This window comes from Gracilibacillus oryzae, assembly GCF_009498735.1.
In the GTDB taxonomy this organism is placed as follows: domain Bacteria; phylum Bacillota; class Bacilli; order Bacillales; family Amphibacillaceae; genus Gracilibacillus; species Gracilibacillus oryzae.
The window spans coordinates 1-21,377 of sequence record NZ_ML762461.1 but is presented as its reverse complement, the minus strand read 5'-3'; the positions used below and the strand labels follow the sequence as shown (position 1 = coordinate 21,377).

Annotated in this window: 23 protein-coding genes; 10 read left to right on the top strand and 13 right to left on the bottom strand. The window is 40.0% G+C overall.

What is annotated here, in order from left to right; all coding sequences use genetic code 11:
- Positions 1 to 568: 568 nt before the first annotated feature.
- Positions 569 to 1,225, bottom strand: coding sequence for a DUF1295 domain-containing protein (locus F9U64_RS22030; protein WP_228275855.1), 657 nt, complete (start codon positions 1,223 to 1,225; stop codon positions 569 to 571).
- A 175-nt stretch (positions 1,226 to 1,400) separates the two neighbouring features.
- On the opposite strand from F9U64_RS22030, the gene F9U64_RS22025 reads away from it, so the two are divergent.
- The 4 genes from F9U64_RS22025 to F9U64_RS22010 all read left to right on the top strand — a co-directional run bounded on the left by F9U64_RS22025 (position 1,401) and on the right by F9U64_RS22010 (position 4,480).
- Positions 1,401 to 2,120: an ABC transporter ATP-binding protein gene (locus F9U64_RS22025; protein WP_153407048.1), complete on the top strand. Its 720-nt coding sequence runs from the start codon at positions 1,401 to 1,403 to the stop codon at positions 2,118 to 2,120.
- Positions 2,120 to 3,181, top strand: a complete 1,062-nt coding sequence (locus tag F9U64_RS22020) for an ABC transporter permease (RefSeq protein WP_153407047.1) — start codon at positions 2,120 to 2,122, stop codon at positions 3,179 to 3,181. Before F9U64_RS22025 ends, F9U64_RS22020 begins: the two co-directional genes overlap by 1 nt.
- 24 nt (positions 3,182 to 3,205) lie before the next feature.
- Positions 3,206 to 3,874, top strand: coding sequence for a TetR/AcrR family transcriptional regulator (locus F9U64_RS22015; protein WP_323125865.1), 669 nt, complete (start codon positions 3,206 to 3,208; stop codon positions 3,872 to 3,874).
- A 90-nt stretch (positions 3,875 to 3,964) separates the two neighbouring features.
- Entirely contained in the window at positions 3,965 to 4,480 is a 516-nt protein-coding gene (locus F9U64_RS22010; RefSeq protein WP_153407046.1) for a DUF421 domain-containing protein, read from the top strand.
- Between the two features lie 47 nt (positions 4,481 to 4,527).
- Here F9U64_RS22010 and F9U64_RS22005 read toward each other — a convergent pair whose 3' ends face one another.
- Genes F9U64_RS22005 through F9U64_RS21995 form a run of 3 tightly spaced genes read right to left on the bottom strand, consistent with a single transcriptional unit; the run spans position 4,528 to position 8,363 of the window.
- Positions 4,528 to 6,483, bottom strand: coding sequence for a beta-galactosidase (locus tag F9U64_RS22005; RefSeq protein ID WP_153407045.1), 1,956 nt, complete (start codon positions 6,481 to 6,483; stop codon positions 4,528 to 4,530).
- 14 nt (positions 6,484 to 6,497) lie between these two features.
- Entirely contained in the window at positions 6,498 to 7,367 is an 870-nt protein-coding gene (locus F9U64_RS22000; protein WP_153407044.1) for a carbohydrate ABC transporter permease, read from the bottom strand.
- Between the two features lie 18 nt (positions 7,368 to 7,385).
- Positions 7,386 to 8,363 (bottom strand): ABC transporter permease, encoded by a 978-nt coding sequence (locus tag F9U64_RS21995; RefSeq protein WP_153407043.1) that lies wholly within the window; start codon positions 8,361 to 8,363, stop codon positions 7,386 to 7,388.
- Between the two features lie 262 nt (positions 8,364 to 8,625).
- On the opposite strand from F9U64_RS21995, the gene F9U64_RS21990 reads away from it, so the two are divergent.
- Together F9U64_RS21990 and F9U64_RS21985 are read left to right on the top strand one after the other, a co-directional pair.
- A complete protein-coding gene (locus F9U64_RS21990; RefSeq protein WP_228275854.1) occupies positions 8,626 to 10,254 on the top strand; it encodes a sensor histidine kinase in 1,629 nt (542 codons plus the stop codon).
- A 2-nt stretch (positions 10,255 to 10,256) separates the two neighbouring features.
- Positions 10,257 to 11,849, top strand: a complete 1,593-nt coding sequence (locus F9U64_RS21985; protein ID WP_153407041.1) for a response regulator — start codon at positions 10,257 to 10,259, stop codon at positions 11,847 to 11,849.
- Positions 11,850 to 11,891: 42 nt separating this feature from the next.
- Here the strand turns inward: F9U64_RS21985 and F9U64_RS21980 are convergent, their stop codons facing one another.
- Both F9U64_RS21980 and F9U64_RS21975 read right to left on the bottom strand, forming a co-directional pair.
- Complete coding sequence (locus tag F9U64_RS21980) at positions 11,892 to 12,941, bottom strand: glycoside hydrolase family 43 protein (RefSeq protein WP_153407040.1); 1,050 nt, start codon at positions 12,939 to 12,941, stop codon at positions 11,892 to 11,894.
- A gap of 187 nt (positions 12,942 to 13,128) precedes the next feature.
- The gene (locus F9U64_RS21975; protein ID WP_153407039.1) at positions 13,129 to 14,823 is read right to left on the bottom strand and encodes an extracellular solute-binding protein; all 1,695 of its coding nucleotides are present in this window, start codon (positions 14,821 to 14,823) and stop codon (positions 13,129 to 13,131) included.
- A 211-nt stretch (positions 14,824 to 15,034) separates the two neighbouring features.
- Here F9U64_RS21975 and F9U64_RS21970 point away from each other — a divergent pair, with 211 nt between their 5' ends.
- From F9U64_RS21970 to F9U64_RS21960, 4 genes are all read left to right on the top strand, one after another.
- Positions 15,035 to 15,472: a helix-turn-helix domain-containing protein gene (locus tag F9U64_RS21970; protein ID WP_153407038.1), complete on the top strand. Its 438-nt coding sequence runs from the start codon at positions 15,035 to 15,037 to the stop codon at positions 15,470 to 15,472.
- Entirely contained in the window at positions 15,469 to 15,777 is a 309-nt protein-coding gene (locus tag F9U64_RS23305) for a glycosyltransferase (protein ID WP_228275853.1), read from the top strand. Before F9U64_RS21970 ends, F9U64_RS23305 begins: the two co-directional genes overlap by 4 nt.
- Before the next feature lie 123 nt (positions 15,778 to 15,900).
- Positions 15,901 to 16,644 (top strand): nucleotide disphospho-sugar-binding domain-containing protein, encoded by a 744-nt coding sequence (locus tag F9U64_RS21965; RefSeq protein WP_323125864.1) that lies wholly within the window; start codon positions 15,901 to 15,903, stop codon positions 16,642 to 16,644.
- Between the two features lie 78 nt (positions 16,645 to 16,722).
- Positions 16,723 to 17,163: a PH domain-containing protein gene (locus tag F9U64_RS21960; RefSeq protein ID WP_153407037.1), complete on the top strand. Its 441-nt coding sequence runs from the start codon at positions 16,723 to 16,725 to the stop codon at positions 17,161 to 17,163.
- A 182-nt stretch (positions 17,164 to 17,345) separates the two neighbouring features.
- Here the strand turns inward: F9U64_RS21960 and F9U64_RS21955 are convergent, their stop codons facing one another.
- The 7 genes from F9U64_RS21955 to F9U64_RS21925 form a co-directional block, all read right to left on the bottom strand.
- The gene (locus F9U64_RS21955) at positions 17,346 to 17,837 is read right to left on the bottom strand and encodes a hypothetical protein (protein WP_153407036.1); all 492 of its coding nucleotides are present in this window, start codon (positions 17,835 to 17,837) and stop codon (positions 17,346 to 17,348) included.
- Between the two features lie 55 nt (positions 17,838 to 17,892).
- Positions 17,893 to 19,269, bottom strand: a complete 1,377-nt coding sequence (locus F9U64_RS21950; protein ID WP_153407035.1) for a vWA domain-containing protein — start codon at positions 19,267 to 19,269, stop codon at positions 17,893 to 17,895.
- A gap of 75 nt (positions 19,270 to 19,344) precedes the next feature.
- Positions 19,345 to 19,683 (bottom strand): hypothetical protein, encoded by a 339-nt coding sequence (locus F9U64_RS21945; protein WP_153407034.1) that lies wholly within the window; start codon positions 19,681 to 19,683, stop codon positions 19,345 to 19,347.
- A 33-nt stretch (positions 19,684 to 19,716) separates the two neighbouring features.
- A complete protein-coding gene (locus F9U64_RS21940) occupies positions 19,717 to 20,028 on the bottom strand; it encodes a hypothetical protein (protein ID WP_153407033.1) in 312 nt (103 codons plus the stop codon).
- Positions 20,029 to 20,107: 79 nt separating this feature from the next.
- Complete coding sequence (locus tag F9U64_RS21935) at positions 20,108 to 20,389, bottom strand: hypothetical protein (RefSeq protein WP_153407032.1); 282 nt, start codon at positions 20,387 to 20,389, stop codon at positions 20,108 to 20,110.
- Positions 20,390 to 20,436: 47 nt separating this feature from the next.
- Complete coding sequence (locus F9U64_RS21930) at positions 20,437 to 20,772, bottom strand: hypothetical protein (protein WP_153407031.1); 336 nt, start codon at positions 20,770 to 20,772, stop codon at positions 20,437 to 20,439.
- A 119-nt stretch (positions 20,773 to 20,891) separates the two neighbouring features.
- The gene (locus F9U64_RS21925) at positions 20,892 to 21,173 is read right to left on the bottom strand and encodes a hypothetical protein (RefSeq protein WP_153407030.1); all 282 of its coding nucleotides are present in this window, start codon (positions 21,171 to 21,173) and stop codon (positions 20,892 to 20,894) included.
- Between the last annotated feature and the right edge of the window lie 204 nt (positions 21,174 to 21,377).

The following is a 21,377-nucleotide window of genomic DNA, read 5'->3' as shown; positions in this document are numbered from 1 at the left end:
AAAAGAACAAATATGTATTATGTGAATTAGGTTGTTAACATTGTATCTATATTTACACATAAAAAAGGACTTGACTATTTTTTCTGAATCTCTTGGCATTCACACCCCTTCTGAATGCCTTCACGAAATTTTTTCTGAAACTCATGGCATTCACACCCCTTCTGAATGCCTTCACGAATTTTTATCCGAATCTCTTGGCATTCAGACTCCTTCCGAATGCCTTCACGAATTTTTATCCGAATCTCTTGGCATTCACACCCCTTCTGAATGCCTTCACGAGTTTTTCTCCGAATCTCTTGGCATTCACACCCCTTCCGAATGCCATCACGAATTATTCTCCGAATCTCTTGGCATTCACACCCCTTCTGAATGCCTTCACGAGTTTTTCTCCGAATCTCAAGGCATTCACACCCCTTCTAAATGCCTTTCACGAATTTTTATCCGAACCTCATGGCATTCACACCCCTTCTGAATGCCTTCACGAATTTTTCTCCGAATCTCATGGCATTCACACCCCTTCTGAATGCCTTCACGAATTTTTCTCCGAATCTCATGGCATTCAACCGCCTCAATAAATAAAAGGAATAAGTTTCTTAGTCTTCCTGCTGTAATCATCAAATTGTCTTCCGTATTTTTGTGCTAAGTATTTATCAAGTGCAGGTATATTGTAAAAAGCAAATAAGCAGAATAGAAGGACTGGAATGCTCATTGCCCATGGAGATCTTGTAAGCAAGGCCAATGCTGTTACCCAAAGCAGGTCTCCGAAATAATTTATATGCATTGAGTAGCGGAACAGTCCTTCTGTGTATAATTTCCCTTTGTTTGCTGGGTCTTTTTTCCATCCATTTCGCTGCAGTTCAGAATAGGTATTAAGATAGGAACCTGTTAAAAATAATAAGATATAGATTAGATCCAGTAAGGTTAGAGGCACATCTGTTGTTAAAGAAAAGAGGGAAAAACCAATATAATATAACGAAAAAGCGATCGGAATAGAGAAGGCTTCCTTCCATGGCATTTTTCTTTTTAATAAATAAAAGATTGTCACACACATCCGCCCATATACGACAACAAACAGGCTAAACAAAATAACATTTCTCACTGACCACTCCTCTGACTGGAAGAACAAAATCCATCCGCCCACCAGCAGGATCAATGTCTCAAGCAGGAATAACGTTAATTTTTGCGGCAAGCTTTTTCCCTCACCCTCATATAAATCCAATTTCATCAGAAGACCTCCCTATTGATATTTTCATAACTTATGATACAGTACACCGTTCCTTTCAGCCAGGAAGATTTTATGGATATCGTACAAAAAGTGAGTAAACACTCATTGACAACCTTTTCTATATTATGGTATAAAATAAGTGAGTATTCACTCACAATACGAGGAGGAAACCCACATGAATGAAACGATTTCCATCCGGCAGATTAGCAAACGTTTTAAAGAAAAGACCGTCCTGAACACTATTGATTTAACAATGCAAGAAGGTAGTATTTACGGTTTTATTGGCCCATCAGGTGCTGGCAAAACGACCCTTGTGAAAATGATCGTCGGGATGGAGAAACCCGACAGTGGCTCCATTTCTGTGCTCAATCAAGCTGTGCCTAATTTCTCCCTATTACAGGAGATTGGTTATATGGCACAATCTGATGCCCTTTATCCAGAATTAACAGGAAAAGAAAACCTCACCTTCTTCGCTTCCTTATATCAACTGAGCAAAACGGAAATGAAGGAAAGAATCACTTATGCAGCACGTTTAGTCAATCTTACCGACCAGCTTTCGAAAAAAGTATCGGCATATTCCGGTGGGATGAAGCGCCGCCTCTCTCTAGCGATTGCCTTGATTCAAAACCCGAAAATTCTGATCCTTGATGAACCAACAGTGGGAATTGATCCAGAGTTAAGGCAGAGCATCTGGCAGGAGCTGATCCAGTTAAAAGAAGCAGGAAAAACGATTATTGTGACAACACATGTGATGGATGAAGCGGAACGATGTGATTATATTGCGATGATCAGGGACGGGGCCATTATTACGAGAGGGACACCTGCAGAACTCAAAGAGCAATATCATGCCACAAGCTTTGATGAAGTCTTTTTAAACGCGGGGAGGGAAAAATGATGAGAATATCGGCATTAGTGAGAAGAATTTTTCAGCAAATGTTTCGTGATAAGCGCACATTAGCCCTATTATTTGTAGCACCATTACTTGTGCTTACACTTGTTTATTTAGTATTTAATGGCAACAGTGTCGATCCAGCAATTGGTGTGGAAAATGTCAATGATCAGATCATCGAACAGCTGGAAGCAGCAAATATGGAAATCGAACAATTGGAAGGAATTACAGATACAGAGGAAACGATCATCGAGCAGGACCTAGAGGCCTTTTTAACAAAAGAAGAAAATGAATGGAAACTGACATTGTTAAACAGTGATCCTGGTACCTCCAAGGCCCTGCAAGTGCAGATCCAGCAAATCGTCAACCAAACTATTCAGACACAGGCTCTGAGTGAAAGCAGCATGAAGATAGATAGTTCCGCTCCCCCTGTGAAAACAGATTATGTATATGGTGACAGTGAAACAGAGTTCTTTGATGTGCTCAGCCCTATCCTGATCGGCTTTTTTGTCTTCTTCTTCGTCTTTTTAATCGCGGGGATCGGGTTACTGAAAGAACGAACATCAGGCACATTGGAAAGATTAATGGCGACACCGATCAGACGAGGGGAAATTGTTACAGCTTATTTAATCGGCTTTGGCGTATTTGCTGTGCTTCAAACCGCTGTGATCGTTTTTTATGCGATTCATGTTCTCGATATGGTGCTTGTTGGCTCGATCTGGAATGTCATCATGATCAATCTGCTGCTTGCATTAGTTGCCTTATCGCTTGGCATTCTGCTGTCATCCTTCGCATCATCAGAGTTTCAGATGGTACAGTTTATTCCGATCGTTGTTGTGCCGCAGATTTTCTTTTCCGGAATCCTGCCGCTGGAAGGGATGGCAGACTGGCTGCAGTTATTAGCGAAAATCATGCCATTGTATTATGCAGCAGATGCGTTAAAAGGTGTGATGTATGAAGGCTTAGGATTTGCCGATATAAGCGGAGACCTTCTCATTCTCGTTATTTTTGCAATTCTCTTTATTTTCCTGAATTTAGTTGCCCTGAAAAAGTACCGTAAGCTATAATGGTGGGAGTATGAAGGGACGTGTATGAAGTTGTCTGAAAGTAAGTTGTTGGATGCACTAATTGCTCAAGCAAAATTATCAAAAAAACATACAGAAAAGCAGCAGAAAATCGTCGAAGCCGCCATCCAGATTTTTGCTGAAAAGGGGTATGCCAATACTTCGACAAGTGAGATCGCCAAAGTGGCCGGAGTCGCGGAAGGAACTATTTTCAGGCATTATGGGACGAAGGATAATCTGCTTCTTTCTGTTATTCTTCCTTTTTTCAAAGAAACGTTTCCTGTTATGGCAGAAGAAGTGTTCATCGAAATTGCCTCAAATGTAGAGTCATTTGAAGAATTCCTTAAAGCCTTTCTCAAAAACAGGATTGCATTCTTCCTGGAAAACAAAGCAATAGCAAGAGTTGTGGTAAAGGAACTTATTTATAATGAGGAATTGAAAAAAGATCTATTGCCGTTTCTTTCTGAAAATTTTCTCAGCCGTGTCCATAAAGTGGCCGATTATTTTATCGAACGCGGCGAATTTATTGACATCCCTGCAGAAAGAATCGTGAAAATGGTGATAACGTTTGTGGGAGGATTTTTAGTTTCACGCTTAGTTTTCCTGCCTGATTATACTGTTACAGATGAAGAAATTGATGATGCCGTTCGTCTTGTCATAAGCGGGATCGGGAAGAAGGACGATGGGACAGAGTGAATGTCTGCTTTTGTCCTTTTTTCTGTTTCAACACTTCCTTGTACGGGTATCTCCATAGAAGATTAACCGTTTCAGAAAGGAAGTTCCCTTATGCTTGATACACTAATATTTGACAGCTGGAAAGGTTTGATCCGGCCATTTCTCATGTGTCTGCTTGCTTATCCTTTTCTAATTTTCATCCTGAGAATATTCGGAAAACGCACCCTTACACAGATCAATTTGTTTGATTTTATTATAACCGTTACGTATGGTGCTACTTTATCCAGCATCCTCACTAATAATAAAGTGTCATTTGCAGAAGGTGCTGTCATTCTGTTGATGCTGACAGTGCTTCAGTTTATTGTGTCACAATCGTCCGTCCACTCCAAGACATTTGCCGATTTTATGAAGGCGTCTCCCTCCTTTCTTTATCGTGATGGGCAATTTTTCGAAAAAAGCATGCAGCATCATCGCATCAGGATGGAAGACTTGAAAGCAGTCGTGCGGAAGCAGGGAATGAGTTCATTTGAGCAGGTTGAGGCGATTGTGCTGGAAGGTGATGGGACATTGTCTGTTATACAGAAGGAAGCGGGAAGTTCTAATGATGTATTGAGTGGGGTAGAATAGGCGAAAAAAGCAAAACAGGTGCTTCTCACACTTGTTTTGCTTTTTTATTAAAACCCGGTCTTCGGAATCAATACCGGCATTTGATCAAATGGCTTCCTTCTTCCTGCCCTTATTTCAGAAACATTATCATGCGCCTTGCACATTTCTGCAATAAAATCCTGATATGGCTGCTGGGCCACATCAATCAAGCCAATCTGATAATTCTCCCCGTCGAATCTCCCTAAAACAGGCTGATCATTATATTGAAAATAATGAACACCTACAAGGCCGGGAATAGCAGCACCTTGTTCGACATAATAGCGGTACGCCTTGCCTCTGTCCGACTGATTCCTTGCAGCTTTAATTCCATAAGCAGGGAGACCAGCATCTGCTCCGCCAAAATGGAATTCGCCGATGATTACTGGCATGTTCAGCTTTTTACTAATATATTCTATCTGATCCTTATCAGGCATGTCTTGGTAGCAGTTAATCGAAAACACATCAAAAAGCTCACAGCCCTCCAGCAAATCCTTACTTGATATCCAGGCATACCTTATCCCCATATTCAGATGATTCTGATCCACTTTCCTGCACTGTGTCAGCGGAATTTCAATATATTTTCTGACAAGTATCTTTTGAAATTCACTAAAGTCGTTCTCTTGTGCAAGGGAATGGGATAATCGCAGTTTTTCCGGGACAAGCAAATCAGCAAAGCTTGCTAATCTCGTTTGCCATGCTTGATTTAAACGGTCAATCTCTGCATACTTTTCCTCCAGGTAATCGGCAAAGGCTTTTTTGCTGCAGGTTGTTTCCTTTTGATAGAGCATCACTTCCACCAGATTTACGTCTTCCACAAACGCCCAGTGCGGCTCATTTCTCATAAAATAGCCAACGACTCTGCGATCTTCCCGGATACTTTCCAACTGTTTGGCGAATTCTCGAGCATTCCGCTCATATGCAGGATCAAAAACATCAGGGAAATCGCGGTAAATCTTCTGCTCTGTTTCGGGAAAATCATTCATTTGAAAAACATATGGCAAATCGGAATACTGAATAAAATTTTCATCAGACCAGTTGCCGATTGTGTTCATTTGCCATTCTTTTAATCTGTTATTTGTCAGCTTCATCCAGTTATCATACCAGTTGTCTCCGAATGCTCTGATCAGGTTGGCAAGATGAAAATCGAAGAAATCACCTTCAAATGCCGGGGCGAATTTTTCATCTTTTTCCGGAAGCGGTGGAAGTAAGTTTTCCATCCCCTTGATTTTCATCGGACTGTTTGCTCTTACACAGTTCACACCGATGCTGAAAAAAGCTTCCCCATCTGGATTTACCAGCCACCATTTCTCTCCATCATATTGGGTACGAAAAAAGCCAGTCGCTGCATAACTTTCCCCGCCTTCCATCTTAAAAGGTCTCTTCCCATCATTATCAAGAGCTCGATTAATCGAAGCAGTTAATTGTTCGGTGTCACGGATTTTTTCTGGCCATTCTCTGAAATTATTCTGGCCCATTTCATCAACATAGACGATTTTTTCCTTTTTGAAATTAGGTTCATGTGTTAACAGCTCCATATTGGATAGCGAAAAACTCCTGCCATTTTGTGATGATGGTGTCTCTATATAAACTGTCTGAATACTTTCCAAATCGATATGGGCATCCCCTCTCAGAACTGTCTGCATCACATTAGGATAACGTTCAAGAAACAGCTTCTCCCCATTCAGTGCTTTTAATGGCAAACAAATCTTGACAGGAACATTGGGCAAGATGCCAAAATGAACTTGAATGAACCTTCCCCCTGCTTCAACAAACCGGCAAATGATCACAAGCACATCGTCTGACTGATGAAAAACTTTCGCAGCAAAATATTCATTCTGTAAAAATGCTTTTTTGGAATGGTCTGTCAGCTCCCATTGCAGCCCGCCACCTTTAGGTGAGGCAGTCAGATGCAGAGAAGCTTCTTCCCCATATTGCAGTTCAATATTATTCATTTGCATTAGCTTATGTTCTTTAAGAAAATTCACTGGACATCTCCCCCCTACTCTTTCACTGATCCCATCACAATTCCTTTGACAAAGTACTTTTGCAGAAACGGATAAACAAGTAAAATCGGAAGTGCACCGATAAAGATTTGTGCAGATTTAACTGTTCTTTGGGATAAATTCTCTAGATCTTCCGGGTTTGTACTGATTTTACTCATATCCTGCTGGACCACAATTGTCTGGAGAAAGGTTGCCAGCGGGTAATTCGATGTTTCCCTCATATAAATGAGACCGTCAAACCAGGAGTTCCAATGCCCCACCATTGTAAAAAGCGTGATTGTCGCAATCCCAGCCATCGACAATGGCAGATAGATTTGGAACAAAATCCGGAAAAACCCGGCGCCATCTATTTTGGCCGCTTCCTCCAACGATTTTGGGATTGTTTTGAAGAAGTTCATTAACAGAATCAGGTTGAAGGCATTTACCACACCTGGTAAGACAAGGGCCCAGACCGTATTGGTCAAATTCAGATTACTGACCAGAATATAATTCGGGATCATCCCGCCTGAGAATAACATCGTAAAAACAATGAACCACATGTAAAAGTTTCGTCCCTTAAATTCTTTTGATAAAGCATAGCCTGCAAAAACTAACACTGCCATTGTAATAAATGTGCCTAAAGCAGTCCGGTAGAACGAGTTGTATAATGTCTGCAGGAATAAGGGATTGCCGAACGTTTTTTCATATGCTTCTGTTGTAAAATCAATTGGAAGCAGATTAATTATGTTGGCACTTGCTGCTTCCTTCCCGCTGAATGACACGGCAAGGACGTGAATTAACGGCAAGATACATAAAATCGCCAATGAAATTAATAAGGTATAATTGAAAATACTGAAAATCTTGTAACCTAGTGTTTTATGATACATTTTCTGTCCCTCCCTTTTTTAGAAAATCCGGTAGTTTGCCAGCTTAAATGCTAAGCGGTAGGCGACAACGATCAAGACAAAGCTGATCACAGATTTAAATAATCCTACTGCCGTGGCAAAACTGAAATTCCCGTTCTCTAATCCCATTCGATAAACATACGTATCAATTACATCCCCTTTATCATAGACAAGCGGGTTGTACAGGTTAAAGACCTGATCAAATCCTGCATTCAGAATGTTCCCAAGCTGAAGTGTACTGATAACAATAATAATCGGTAGCATTGCCGGCAATGTAACATGCAATGTCTGTTTAAAGCGGTTCGCACCATCCATTTCAGCCGCTTCATAAAGGTCTGGATTCACTCCACTGATTGAAGCAAGATAGACAATCATCGAAAAGCCGAATTCCTTCCAAATATCACTTGTTACAAGCACTGTCCGAAACCAGTCCCCATCACCGAGAAAGAAGATTGGTTCGATATTGAAAATAGTCTCCAGCAATCTGTTCACAATCCCGCCATTAACAGAAAGGATATCAATCAGAATCCCGCCGAGAATTACCCATGAGAGAAAGTGCGGCAGATAGACCATTGTCTGGATACTGCGTTTTACACTCATTTTCCTAACTTCATTGAGTAATAATGCCATCACAATCGGAACTGCCAGCCCGAAGATGATCTTTAGAACAGAGATAATAAATGTGTTCCAGATAACCTGAACAGAATCATCAAATTCAAATAATGCCTGAAAATGCTTGAGACCTACCCACTGTGATCCGAAAAAACCTTCCCATGGCTTGTAATCCTGAAATGCCATAATATTACCGAACATAGGCAAATAATTAAAAATAATCGCAAAAATGATGACAGGCAAAACTAACAGATGCAGCGGCCATGTTTGTTTAAAATTAAATGAAGCAAGATAACTGTTTTGCTTTCGCTTTTCTTTAGGATTCTGTAACACGCCTTCGTTGTATCCGCTTACTTTTCCTTTCATCCTAACCCCTCCTTCAACCAAAAAATGTGAAAATTGTGTATTGAAAAAAAATAATGATCTGTTATTATTATATCAACTTGAACAGTACATACCTATGACAGGTAATTAACATCTGTAGCCCCATTGGCAACCATTTTCTAAAGGCCAGGTGAAGAAATTGATTAAATACAGAATTTTCAACAAGCTTGTGTTGGCTTTGTTCTTATTACTGATCATTTGCTCCGCCCTTTTTGGCCTGACACAAAAACTGAATGAAAGTATCATGCGCGAAAGTCTGGAAAGTTCCACAAGAAAACAGCTTGATTATTCTGTTGAACAATTGGAAAAAGATCTGCATCAGCTGGAAATTATGAGCATTCTGCTTATCAATGACAGAAGTATCACATCCTATAATTCCTCGTTTGACTTCAGCAGCAATATTGATCACCTTTTGAAACGGAAATATGTAGAGGAGAAGCTGAAAATCCAGCAGAATATCATCCGGTCATTTAATGAGTTTACCGTCTATTGGCCACAGACAGAAGAAATCATCTCCACACATAGTGAAACAGAATATAATGAAAATTATCTTGTTGAGGCACCGAAAAACAAATGGTTTCCGACCTTATCGGCAGATGGTAATTTCACCTTCAGTTTTATGGTCACAAGTCCTTTAGTCGTCGAACACAATATTGAAAACGTTATCACGGTTGTAGAAACAAGCTTTACCTCTGATTTTCTGGACAATGTGCTGAGTTTAATTAATGCGTCAGGCAATGCGAATTCGTTTTTTTATTTTTCCAACAATAATAGTTATTCCAGTAATGGAATAGAGGAATCAATCATTGCTGAAATTGCAGCAGATCCTTCATTCAACAAAGAATCAGGATCCTTGATAGCAGAGAGCGATAAGGTTAAATATGCCGTGCATTATCGCTATATTTCTTCACTTGATGCCAAAATCGTCAGTTATACAGAGCTTGATCGTTTCCTGGCACCACTTAACGATATTAAATATTTAATTTATTTGTGTCTTTTCACCTTATTTATGACAGGCATCCTGATGGCATATCTTCTGCATCGCCACTTGCGCTACAACATGAAACATTTGGTGAACAAAATCGATCAGTTAGGAAGAGGACAATATGAAAGCAGGGTAACCATTAAAGCAAACAATGAGTTTGACTATCTTTTTTCCCGTTTTAACCGGATGGCACAGAAAATTCAGGCACTGATTGAGGATGTTTATGAAGCAAAGCTGAGAACCCGGGAAGCACAGTATAAGCATTTGCAATCCCAAATAAATCCTCACTTTCTTTATAATTGCTTATTTTATATTGTGTCAATGGCAAAACGGTCACCTGAAGCAGTGATCAGAATGGCTGACAACCTTGCGAAATATTACCGCTATATCACGAGGAAAAATGCCGATCTAACCGAGCTTTGTGATGAGATATCTTTTCTGAAAAATTATCTGGAGGTTCAAAGTCTCCGAAACAATCAGCTGATATACAGAATAGATATTGATGAGGAGATGAACAGTGTTATGATCCCTCCTCTGACCATTCAGCCGATTATTGAAAATGCCATTATTCACGGAATTGATAAACGGAAGGGCGCTGGAGAGATTAAAGTAACGGGAGAAGCTTCTGCCGAATTTTGCCGGATTATTATTGAAGATGACGGAAAAGGTCTTCACCCGGCAGAACTGAATACACTCTTATCGACGATCAATCAGAATAATGCATCAGAGAAAGACAGCTACGGCTTGTGGAATATAAACCAGCGTCTCCGCCATTATTATGGCAGTAAAGCAAATGTATTGATCCAGCAAAGAAGTCCCAGTGGATTGAGAGTAACCATCACATTCCCGAAGATTCCGAAAACTCATTCGCTGAGAAAGGAGAGGTAAAGATGAATATTTTACTTGTTGATGATGAAAGCTTTGTATTGGACTATTTAGAAGACTGTATCCACGAGCTTGATCTGGACATTGATTTTATTTATCGCGCGGATTGTGTGGAAGATGCTTATGATTTGCTAACAGAGAACGATATTCCTTTATTGATAACAGATATTCGAATGCCCGAAAAAAGCGGATTTGATCTGTTGCACTTAATACAATCCGATAATTTATCCCCAAAGATCATTCTTTTGTCAGGCTACTCCGAATTTGAATTTGCACAAACCGCTATTCATTATGGTGTGGAAGAATATCTGTTGAAACCTGTGATGCCTGAGGAGCTGCAGAGAGTGTTAGAATCAGCGATCGATAATGTCACAAATGAAAACAGGAAAAGAAGTCATACTAGAATCCATTACCAGCAAAGCTTAAGTGTAATGAGAGAGCAGCTTCTACTGGAATTGTTACAGGGAAAAGCTTTTTCGGAAAAAGACCTGCAAACAAAGCTTTCCGAACTGCTTATCGACATTCCTTATAGCAGTGAATGTATTATTGGCTCGATCCAGATCAGAGATCACAGCAATGTGGACAGGAATGAGATTGATTTTTATACGAAAGCATTTGTAAATATTACGGAAGAGATTCTTTTCGATGGGATTCTATCGGAGAAAAAGCTCTGGTATTGTACCGATCATTATCAGTTTTTCCATTTTATTATCCCTTCCAGCCAGATCGGATCTATTAACGAGAAGCTCGTCAGTGTGAAACGAACAATAACAGATTTATTAAAAGTTCCGGTTGTAATCTTTCAATCAGAGGTTTTTCATCTTCACACAGATTTTCATTCGAAATACATGCAAATCATTAACTATAGCTTAAGGCTGACAGAACAACATGAAGATAAAATTCATCTGATGAAAAACTTTGATCATGCCAAAACGCCGATCTATTTCCATCATTTAAATGAAGTTCCTTCTATGCTGCATCTTATGGAAGCCTCACGCTGGAATGAAGCACTTGAGAAGGTCGAAACAATTCTTGCTACGATGGAAAAGGAAGACAATTATTCCCAACAGCACCTGATCGAAATGATGTATTATTTATTCAGTTGTTTTTCCTATATCTCGGCAAAAAATAATATGGAACTTGCCGATATTTCAGAAGGTCTGCTGTTTATCCAGAATCCATTCAGCATCCAGACACCTCAGAATATAAAACAATGGGTTAAAAAATGTATCGATCATTTAAGCAAGGCGGAGTCGGGTTCGAAGAGTAATAAAAATTTTCTAATCTCCCAAATTCATACTTTTATATCCGAAAACATGCACAAAGATGTAACGTTAGGGAATATTGCGGAACATGTTTACTTACATCCTGTCTACCTTTCCAGAATGTACAAAAAAGAAACAGGGGTGAGCCTTTCTTCTTATATTTTTCAATTACGCATGCAAAAAGCAGTCACCTTGCTATTAACTTCCAACAGGAAAATTGCGGATATTTCGCTTGAGGTGGGTTATCAGAAAACGCAATATTTTATTCGATTATTTAAGGAACATTACAAGATGACCCCTCAGAAATACAGAGAAGCACATTATAAAAATTAACATACCGCACTTCTTTTTTTGAGTGCGGTATTTGCATCTGATTTATTCAGAGAACTCTTCTATCTGCCAGCTGTGTTTCCAATGAATCTCTGCCTGTATATCTGGATGTATTTTTAATGGCAGCCATACATAAGTGGAAGCGCCTAAAAAATTAGGATTCCAGCGATCGCCCATGTAAATGAACTCCCCTTTTTCCTGATTAACAGGTAAAACAAAAGTGCTCTGTGAATCAAAAGTCGTCTGCTTGTGATCATTTATACACGGATCACCCAAACGTTTAAAAGGCTTCATCAGATGATTGGAAACCGAAATTTCCGCCTGATTCGGATCCCAACCTGTACATCCAGATGTGATCATAAAGTATTGATTTTTATAGTAAAAAAGGGCTGGTGCTTCTCTCATTTGATCAATAAACTGGCGTGACCACCCTAAACCAAGCTGTGCCTCGGTAAATTGCGGTCTGATCCTTCCCTCATCTTCTGGTAGATCAATCCAAGTATAGTCACTGTTCAATTTCACAATATACATCGTCCAGTTTCCTTCTGAAGCGTAGATTACATAGGCAGCATCAGCTTCCCCGTCATTTTCAGCGGTATGATCAACAAATAATGTCATATCCCTGAATGAATTTCCTAATTCCTCTTCATTTGTATGAGAGTCAAACCCTCTTTCCGGCTCGTATTTGACAGGCCTGTCACAAAATAAAAACTCAAATGGACCTGTTGGGTGCTCACTGACGGCAACCCCAGCCATCGAAAATGCGTACCCTTTTTGTTCTGCATGCATCCACATCACAAATTTGCCTGTTTTTTTATTATAGATAACTTTCGGCCGTTCCACCCTGCCAAGGTTCTCACCCCAAAGCTCTGGCGGCATATCTTCCTGCTTCAAAACCAGCCCTTCATTTTTCCAGTTGTATAAATCCGTTGATGAATAGCAGCTGATTCCGGTGTTATTGTAATACCCTTTTGTGTTATCTTCCCCGTACCAGTAATAGCGGTCATTGTACAGTAAAATGCCGCCGCCATGTGCACTGATATGCTTACCATTGTCATCTTTCCATATTTGGCCGGGAGTAAAAGAATGGTTCATATAGGTTTACCCTTTCTTTAAACTGGATTTTTTTGAGTGGTGCATTTATGATACTTTCTTGGATGCATAACTCTCCTGCCACTCACGTGTTTTGATGCTATGAAACTCCCATAATAAAGAAAGAACCCGAACTGATTTTTTGGAGTAAAAAATGTCCGGATTCTATTTTTTTCAGCATCGACTAGCTTTATTTTTCAATACTGTCATACCATTCGTTGATTTCTTCTTCAATATTCTGTCCGCCTTTTGCGTAATATTCCTCAACAAAATCATCAAATCCATCGATTGGATATTCGCCGTAAATGATCTTCGCAAATGTTTCCAGTTCTAATGTCTGCAGGTTCTCTCCTCTTGATTTCATTGTTTCCGTTGGTGCGCCAAGGAAAAGGCTCGCTGTATTCGTGTCCCGCATCTCAAAGTTAAGCGCTCCTGCTTTTATCGCAGACTCATCACTTTGGGCAATGACTTTCTGTGCACTTGTTTGCGGTTCATTTCCTTCATAAATATAATGATGATCTTCTGATGACTTGAGCGGAATCTCTGGAACATTCCAGAATAAATTGTACTTCCCTGGTGTAGCCGCCGTATCTAAAGGTGTCGGGAATTTGGCTGGATCATACACAGCTTCCCCATCTACCATGGCATAATCATAGCCTTCAAAGAAACCATGCTGGAATTCGCCTGTTTCAAAAACTCTGTCATAAATTTTATCAAAATAGTGGAAGAATGCGTCCATATGTTCAAAGTCTTTTCTGAACATCATTACTTTACCTTCATTCAGGCTGTTCATAAAACGTGCGGATTGGCCATCAGGGCCTACAGGTAACTTAAATGCTTCCAGCACTGCATCTGGATTCGTTGATTTTATATCACCTAATGGCCATCCTCCTGCCCAGAATGGTGCTGCAATCATTCCTGATTTCCCTTGAATAAATGCTTCCGTTGCTTTCACTTCATCAAGAACGGCTAACTCCTGATCAAGGTATCCTTTGCTGTACCACTCACTCAGTTTTTGCAAGCCTTCTTTTATTCCTGGCTGGACAGAGCTGTACACCAATCTCCCCTCTTCATTTTCTAAATAGGTCCCAGGGATATAATTGCCCGTATAAGCACCAAAGACAAAGCCTACATCAGACATCCAGTTATTGAAACCATTTCTTCCGGCAAAACTGAATCCAAATGTATCGTCAACCCCATTGCCATCTGGATCATCATTTGTGAATGCGTCCATCACTGCTTCAAATTCTTCCATTGTCTCAGGTGCATCAAGCCCTAAATTCTCGAGCCAGTCCTGTCTGATCCATAAAACCGGACTTGTTCCATCACCTGCTGTAAAGATTGGCAGCCCCATCAGTTTTCCGTCCTGGGTAACCTGATTAAACGCATAGCTGTTTTCTTCATAAAGTTTTTTCAGACGGTCGGATGCATATTGATCAAAGGCTTCGGAAATGTCCATTACCTTTCCTGATTGAATCAAGTCATCAATCAAAATAGTATCCTGAACAATAAAGGCATCAGGCAGCTCTTCATCAGAAGTAAGAGATAATCTTAATTGCGTATGATAAGCACTGTTATCTGCACTTTCCCAAAGATCTTTTATTTTAATTCCTAATGTTTCCTCTGCCCACTTGTTATGAACATTATTATGAATATCCTCTCCGTTAATAAAAACATAGTCAGAGCCAACAGGTCTTGCTGTAGTAATTTCAACAGCAGGCTCAAATTTTCCATCTTCATTCACCTGCGATTCGGTTGCTTCACCTGAAGTTTCCGGTGCTTCCTTTTCTGAACCAGTCTCTTCCGTGCCGCCTCCATAACTACAAGCCGCTAATAAGAAAACGGTTACAATAAGTGCTAATAAAATAGAAAGTTTTCTTTTCATAATTGACCTCCTTTTTTTATTTCTTTTTTATTATAGCTGGAAAACAGCCATGGTGATATGCCCTATTTTCTACAAACATAACCAGATTGTAAACCTTAGCAAGAGCCAAGCTTGTAACATCCGCCACAATCCTTAACAAAAAAAGTTAGCAATAGTTGATAGATTCGCGCCACTCTTTCCTTTATAGTTAATTGTATAAGGAGTTGACGATATGATTGGTATGAATATTCGACTTTTGCGTAAACGAAATAAAATGAGTCAGGAAATACTTGCAGAGAGGCTGAACGTCTCACGCCAGACGATCGCAAAATGGGAGAATGACGAAGCTCTGCCTGACCTTCAGAAAGGCAAAATGCTTGCTGATATTTTCAGGATTTCTCTCGATCAATTATCCAATGATCTGCAGGAAGAAGAGGTACAACAGCTTGGCCCGAAAGGAAAACACTTTTTTGGTGTGGTAAAGGTTGGCGAAAGAGGACAAATCGTTATCCCAAAACAGGCAAGGGATCGGTACGGAATTCAAGCAGGCGATAAGCTGATTGTGCTTGGAGAAGATGAGACTAAAGGGATCGCTGTGTTAAAAAGTGATGCTTTCCTTGAATTTGCGGAGATGATTCGCCAAGCGGAAGATCAGGAGGAAACAGAATGAGCAAAATCGTATTCTTTTCACTGCCGGCACATGGACATACCAATCCTACCATTCCAGTTGTAGCAGAGTTAGTTGCGCGAGGGCATCAGGTCAGATACTATTCATTTCTGGTATTTCAGGAAAAAATTGAACGTGCCGGAGCAGAATTTGAAGCTTGTGATGAATTTTTGCCAGACACTTCAGAAAAAGAACTAAAGAAAAAGGCAGGAAGAGATTTTGCTGCATTAATCGAAATGATGGTGGATACGACTATTGCAATGGAAGAAAAAGTCTGTGCCGAATTACATGAATGGCAGCCTGACTGAATTGTATCCGATTCTTTTAGTTTATGGGGAGAACTTTTTGCAAAAAAACTGAACATTCCTTATGTCTGCTCCACTACTTCCTTTGCCTTTAATCAGCATACCGCAAAGCTGATGAAGCCAGGCATGAAAGAAATGTTCCGCATGATCCTTGGAATGCCGCGAATTCACAAAAAAATAAAGCAGCTTCACGAGCACGGCTATCAGGTGGATTCATTTGTCTCACTTATTCAGAATAGTAACGATACTGACACGATTGTTTATACATCAAGACAATTCCAGCCAATGGCGGAGACTTTTTCTGAAAAATTTACGTTTGTTGGTCCCACTGTCAAGACATCTCCTGCGTATAATGAGCAGGCCAGAAAAGTGATTTATATTTCTCTTGGCACTGTACTTAATCAGAACAAAGATTTTTACCAGAATTGTATAAAGGCATTTGCCGGGAGCGATTATGAGATTGTAATGTCAATCGGGGAAAAAACAGACATGGCAAGCCTTGGGCAGATACCAGAGAATTTTACTGTGGAGAATTCTGTAAATCAGCTCTCCGTTTTGCAAAGAGCCGATCTGTTTATCACTCATAGCGGAATGAACAGTGTGAATGAAAGTCTCTATTTTGGTGTGCCGATGATATTGTATCCCTTTCACAGTGAACAAAAGTTGATCGCCGAACGTGTGGCAGAGCTTGGGGCAGGAATGCGGCTGAAAGGTCATAAAGCACGGGAGTTGAAGGAAGCTGTTGATCGAATTTCGAGAGATGCGAGCTATTTTGAGAATGCGCAGGAGCTTGCTGTTGATTTTCAACGCTTGGGTGGAGCGGTGGAAGCAGCTGATGTGGTGTTGGGGAAGATTGCGGAAAGCAGCTAATTAGGCGAGTCTTCGATGAGAATGAAACCTCTACTTTAAATAATCCGTATAACTATGATAAGGGAGGTAGAATACCCAATGATTTTCCGTTCTAAAGTAGATGCTTTTTTTATTAGATTTATGACAATTATCTTACTCATTCTCGGTGCAGCATCATTTTTTCCAATATTCTTGGAAGAAGGAATGGCATTACCTGAAATTCTAACACTGATTGCGGTGTTTCTTATTGTAACAAGCTTCTTGTTATGGTGTGTGTTTTCTGTAAAATATGCTTTCTATCAAGATTACTTACTGGTAAAAGGCGGGCCTATTAGAAGCAGGATCCGATATGAAAAGATAACGAAAGCTGCGCCAACAAACGCTGTCTTTGCAGGATACAGAATTTTATCAGCAAGAGATGGGCTTGAAATCTTTTATAAAAATGCAATTTTCGGAAGTGTGAAAATTTCACCGAAGGAAAAGGAAGCTTTTATTGATGAGCTGAAGAAGCGGTGTCCTGATGCCAGGATTGAGGGATAGAGTTGGAGCCCCGGGAGTTGGACTAGGCTTCCGGGTTTTTGCATTTCTTTATTTGCACATCCTGCGACTTATTTGCAGTTTCCGCTTTTTATTTGCACTTTCCTCAGCTTATTTGCAGCTTTCGCTTTTTATTTGCACTTTCCTCAGCTTATTTGCAGCTTTCGCTTTTTATTTGCACTTTCTCATCTTCTTGCGTCTTCCCGCCTTCTTCTTGCGACTTCAAAGCTCCTTCTTGCGACTTCCTCGCTTCTTCTTGCGACTTCCCGCCTTCTTCTTGCGACTTCCCGCCTTCTTCTTGCGACTTCCCGCCTCCTTCTTGCGACTTCCCGCTTTCTTCTTGCGGCTTCCCGCTTTCTTCTTGCGACTTCCCGCCTTCTTCTTGCTACTTCCCACCTTCTTCTTGCTACTTCCCGCCTTCTTCTTGCGACTTCCTGCCTTCTTCTTGCGACTTCCCGCTCCTTCTTGCGACTTCCCACCCCCTTCTTGCGTCTTCCTGCTTTCTTCTTGCGACTTCCCGCTTTCTTCTTGCGTCTTCCCGCTTTCTTCTTGCGACTTCCCGCCTTCTTCTTGCGACTTCCCGCCTTCTTCTTGCGACTTCCCGCTCCTTCTTGCGACTTCCCGCCTTCTTCTTGCGATCGCCTCCCCGCCCGCTTCTTACAATTATTCCGAAGCATAAAAAACAGGCTTCCTCATCATCCAATAAGAAAGCCTGCCTTAACAGTAAGATATTTAATTCTCTGCTTTTTGCTCTTTCATTTGATCCATGATCTCTCTTGTTTTTTCCTCTTCTTCGTCCACACGATCTTTGAGGGTCTGCTTCTTTTCTTCATTCCATTGATCCATTTTTTCTGCTCGTTCCTCAAGCAATGTCGTGACCTCTTCTGCTGTTTCTGCTGTGATTATTTCTTCCTGTTCCAGACTATCCAAGCCGTCACGCAGCATGCTGTTTTCGTCATCAACTACATCGCCAAAGAAAGAGGCAATCGAATCAACCTCATTATTTTTGTGAATGGCATCCCAAGTCAGGTTGACACCTTCTGTAGCGCGCCACATTGTTTTGTCTACCGATTCTCTTGCTTTTGTTATACTGTCTTGGGCAGTTTCGAATAGTTCTTCAACAGAATTAGCATTGGTAAACGTACCTCCACCAGCTTCTGCTACTTCCTTGAGCTGGACTTGTGCATCGTTTCCTACATTAAAGCCGATAATATTAACAGCTGTGGCAATGCCTGATTCATGTAATTCTTTGGCTGCTGCAACAGGGTCACCGCCACATGTTTCTTCCCCGTCACTTATGATGTAAACGATATTTTCCACATTTTCTGCTGATTCTGCCTGCAAGTCATTTTTCGCTGCTAAAATGGAGCTTGCAAGCGGCGTCCATCCTGCCGGTTCAAATTGACCTAATGCCTCACTAAACGTATTTTCATTATATGTATTTAATGGGTAAACAACTTCCGTACTCTCACATGATAATTTTTTATTTTCTTCACTTCCACTTCCAACATGGCCATACACACGCAATAATACCTTGGTTTCTTCCGGCAGATCTGATACAAATTGCTGCAGTGCATCCTTCGCTGCTGTCATTTTGACCTCACCGCCAACCGTTGCTCCCATACTTCCACTGGAATCTAGTAATAATGCGATTCGCTGTTCTTTTACTTCTTCCTCTGATTCTTCTCCTTCACTTCCCGGTGCGTCTGATACGAGAAAGGATGGGTTAAATTCTTCATATCTTTTTAATGCTTCTTCATAATCCGCTGCTAACAATTGGACAAGATGGTTATATGTTTCCTGTGCCGTTAAATCTTCCGGTAATTCTGCTATTGCCTGTGTCCATTCCGTACTGTCCATATTATCAATTGCAGCCATATCCCCAGGTCCCTCTTGTACCATTTCTTCAGGCTCAGTCGCAGTAGCTGGAGCCGTCGATACTTCTACTGCTTCTTGCTCTTCCTCGTTCTGTTCTTTGTTTTCTTCTTTCTCTTCTGTTGGCTCGTTGTTCTGCTCTTGGTTTTCATTGGCAGAATTCTCGTTGGAACAGCTGATTAATATAGTCGCAAAAGAAAGAATCATAAGAAAATAGAAAATTCGTCGTTTCATATCTTACCTCCTGTAATAATAGTGATGGTGTGGTCTCCATAAACTCTTGATAACATATACTTTCTCCAGCTTTATCTATCTGTTTACCATATTATATACCCACCCTGTTTCTCTGAAAAAGTGCGATATTTCTAAGAAAGTGAAGATAAGGAGAAGAGATACAATGGTGTACAGGACAGTCTTAGCATTCATTTTATTACACCTCATTGACCTCATCATTCCTAAGAAGAAGATAAAACCTAAAATACCAGCTACAGGAAAGACAATCGCGCGTACAACTGGATCAGATTCAACAACCGTAAAACCTCTTGGCGTGTTCTCACCAAATATGAAGGTAAACCCAAACATTAGCACCAAAGCAGTTACGCCTGAATATACCGTTAGTTTTTTCCATGCGGAATTTGACATTTGCATCACCTTTTTTCCCCTATGAATCTTCTATACCAACTATTCACCAACACCTCTCAAAGAATGGGAAATCTCTAAGAATATGATAATAACGATAATAATCAAAATGGTAGAAATAACAGTTTTCATATTAAGCTTGTTACCCATTATGGACCTCATCATTCCAAGTACGAACACAAAACCTAAGAGACCTGTAACTATATCTAAAGCAAGGAGTGTTGATCGATCGGCATCTACCACCATAAAGCCCTCTGGTGTGTTCTCTCCTAATATAAAAATACTCCCAACACTTATCCCAACCGCTAATATACCTGTAATTATCGTTAGTTTCTTCCATACTGAGTTTGACAAAGGAGACCACCTTCTATTCAAAATTTCCCACGTAATTTGGGACATGACCTTTCGAAGTTAGTACTCATTAAGGAATCCTTCAAAAAAACCTATCAACAATTATGGTCATTATATATGCTGCTATCAGAAAACTAATAACATACCAAAATGTTTTAAAGGTGACTCCTCCTGTTTTTTCTCTATAGTTAGCAAGCAAGCCAATTACACCACAGATAAAGATTATTCCTAAGAAAACAATCCCTAGAGGGCTGGATTTTATTTGGTATGGTTCTTCGTAGAAAACAGCGAACATTATTCCAATGGTTAAAAATGCGATTGTACTAGTTATTCTCTCTAGGTTTTTCCAGGTTTTATCAGACATAAGTATTCTCTCCTAACTATTTATAAAAGCTGTATAGGAAAGTTATTTCACCTGTCCATAACCATATTATACAACCACCCTGTTTCTCTGAAAAAATGCGATATTTCCAAGAAAGTGAAGAGAATGAGAAGAGATACAATTGTGTACAGGACAGTCTTCACATTCATTTTATTGCCCATCATTGATCTCATTATTCCTAAGAATGTGATAAAAAACAAAACACCAGTAATAGGAAACAAAATTGCTAGTAATACTGGATCGGCATCAACGACCATAAAGCCTCTTGGCGTATTCTCACCTAATATAAAAATAGCCCCAAACATTAGCACCAAACCAATTACACATGAATATATCGTTAGTTTCTTCCATGCGGAATTTGACAAATGAGATCACCTTCTATACTAATCTATTTTCCACATAATTCTGGAAATTACCTCCTTGTTAATTCTTTGTTTTTCCTTCTTTTGCAAAGCTGGTATTCATTTGAGAATCTCCATATCCTTCAAAAAAACCTATCAACAATTATGGTCATTATATATGCTGCTACCAGAAAACCTGCTGTATACCAAAACGTCTTAAAGGTGACTCCTCCTGTTTTTTCTCTATAATGGGCAAATAATCCAAATGCACTGCAAATGAATATTATTCCTAAAAGAACAATGCCTAGTGTGCTGGTTTTTATTTCATATGGTTCTTCAAAAAATACAACACATGTTATTCCAACGGTCAAAAGTGCTATAACAGTAGCTATTCTCTCTAACTTTTTCCAAGTTTTATCAGACATAAGTATTCTCTCCTAACTAATTCAAAAAGTTATATAGGAAAGGTATTCTTAGATTTTTCCAAAGTCCGTTCATTTCTTTTACCTATCTGTTACCATATTATATACCCACCCTGTTTCTCTTAAGAAGTGCGATATTTCCAAGAAAGTGAAGAGAATGAGAAGAGATACAATTGTGTACAGGACAGTCTTCACATTCATTTTATT

What these genes read in the sequence shown, in the direction of transcription:
- F9U64_RS22030 (WP_228275855.1), bottom strand. Translation starts at nt 1,225, where the DNA reads ATGAAATTGGATTTATATGAGGGTGAGGGAAAAAGCTTGCCGCAAAAA.
- F9U64_RS22025 (WP_153407048.1), top strand. Translation starts at nt 1,401, where the DNA reads ATGAATGAAACGATTTCCATCCGGCAGATTAGCAAACGTTTTAAAGAA.
- F9U64_RS22020 (WP_153407047.1), top strand. Translation starts at nt 2,120, where the DNA reads ATGAGAATATCGGCATTAGTGAGAAGAATTTTTCAGCAAATGTTTCGT.
- F9U64_RS22015 (WP_323125865.1), top strand. Translation starts at nt 3,206, where the DNA reads ATGAAGTTGTCTGAAAGTAAGTTGTTGGATGCACTAATTGCTCAAGCA.
- F9U64_RS22010 (WP_153407046.1), top strand. Translation starts at nt 3,965, where the DNA reads ATGCTTGATACACTAATATTTGACAGCTGGAAAGGTTTGATCCGGCCA.
- F9U64_RS22000 (WP_153407044.1), bottom strand. Translation starts at nt 7,367, where the DNA reads ATGTATCATAAAACACTAGGTTACAAGATTTTCAGTATTTTCAATTAT.
- F9U64_RS21995 (WP_153407043.1), bottom strand. Translation starts at nt 8,363, where the DNA reads ATGAAAGGAAAAGTAAGCGGATACAACGAAGGCGTGTTACAGAATCCT.
- F9U64_RS21990 (WP_228275854.1), top strand. Translation starts at nt 8,626, where the DNA reads ATGCGCGAAAGTCTGGAAAGTTCCACAAGAAAACAGCTTGATTATTCT.
- F9U64_RS21985 (WP_153407041.1), top strand. Translation starts at nt 10,257, where the DNA reads ATGAATATTTTACTTGTTGATGATGAAAGCTTTGTATTGGACTATTTA.
- F9U64_RS21980 (WP_153407040.1), bottom strand. Translation starts at nt 12,941, where the DNA reads ATGAACCATTCTTTTACTCCCGGCCAAATATGGAAAGATGACAATGGT.
- F9U64_RS21975 (WP_153407039.1), bottom strand. Translation starts at nt 14,823, where the DNA reads ATGAAAAGAAAACTTTCTATTTTATTAGCACTTATTGTAACCGTTTTC.
- F9U64_RS21970 (WP_153407038.1), top strand. Translation starts at nt 15,035, where the DNA reads ATGATTGGTATGAATATTCGACTTTTGCGTAAACGAAATAAAATGAGT.
- F9U64_RS23305 (WP_228275853.1), top strand. Translation starts at nt 15,469, where the DNA reads ATGAGCAAAATCGTATTCTTTTCACTGCCGGCACATGGACATACCAAT.
- F9U64_RS21965 (WP_323125864.1), top strand. Translation starts at nt 15,901, where the DNA reads ATGAAAGAAATGTTCCGCATGATCCTTGGAATGCCGCGAATTCACAAA.
- F9U64_RS21960 (WP_153407037.1), top strand. Translation starts at nt 16,723, where the DNA reads ATGATTTTCCGTTCTAAAGTAGATGCTTTTTTTATTAGATTTATGACA.
- F9U64_RS21955 (WP_153407036.1), bottom strand. Translation starts at nt 17,837, where the DNA reads ATGCTTCGGAATAATTGTAAGAAGCGGGCGGGGAGGCGATCGCAAGAA.
- F9U64_RS21950 (WP_153407035.1), bottom strand. Translation starts at nt 19,269, where the DNA reads ATGAAACGACGAATTTTCTATTTTCTTATGATTCTTTCTTTTGCGACT.
- F9U64_RS21945 (WP_153407034.1), bottom strand. Translation starts at nt 19,683, where the DNA reads ATGCAAATGTCAAATTCCGCATGGAAAAAACTAACGGTATATTCAGGC.
- F9U64_RS21935 (WP_153407032.1), bottom strand. Translation starts at nt 20,389, where the DNA reads ATGTCTGATAAAACCTGGAAAAACCTAGAGAGAATAACTAGTACAATC.
- F9U64_RS21925 (WP_153407030.1), bottom strand. Translation starts at nt 21,173, where the DNA reads ATGTCTGATAAAACTTGGAAAAAGTTAGAGAGAATAGCTACTGTTATA.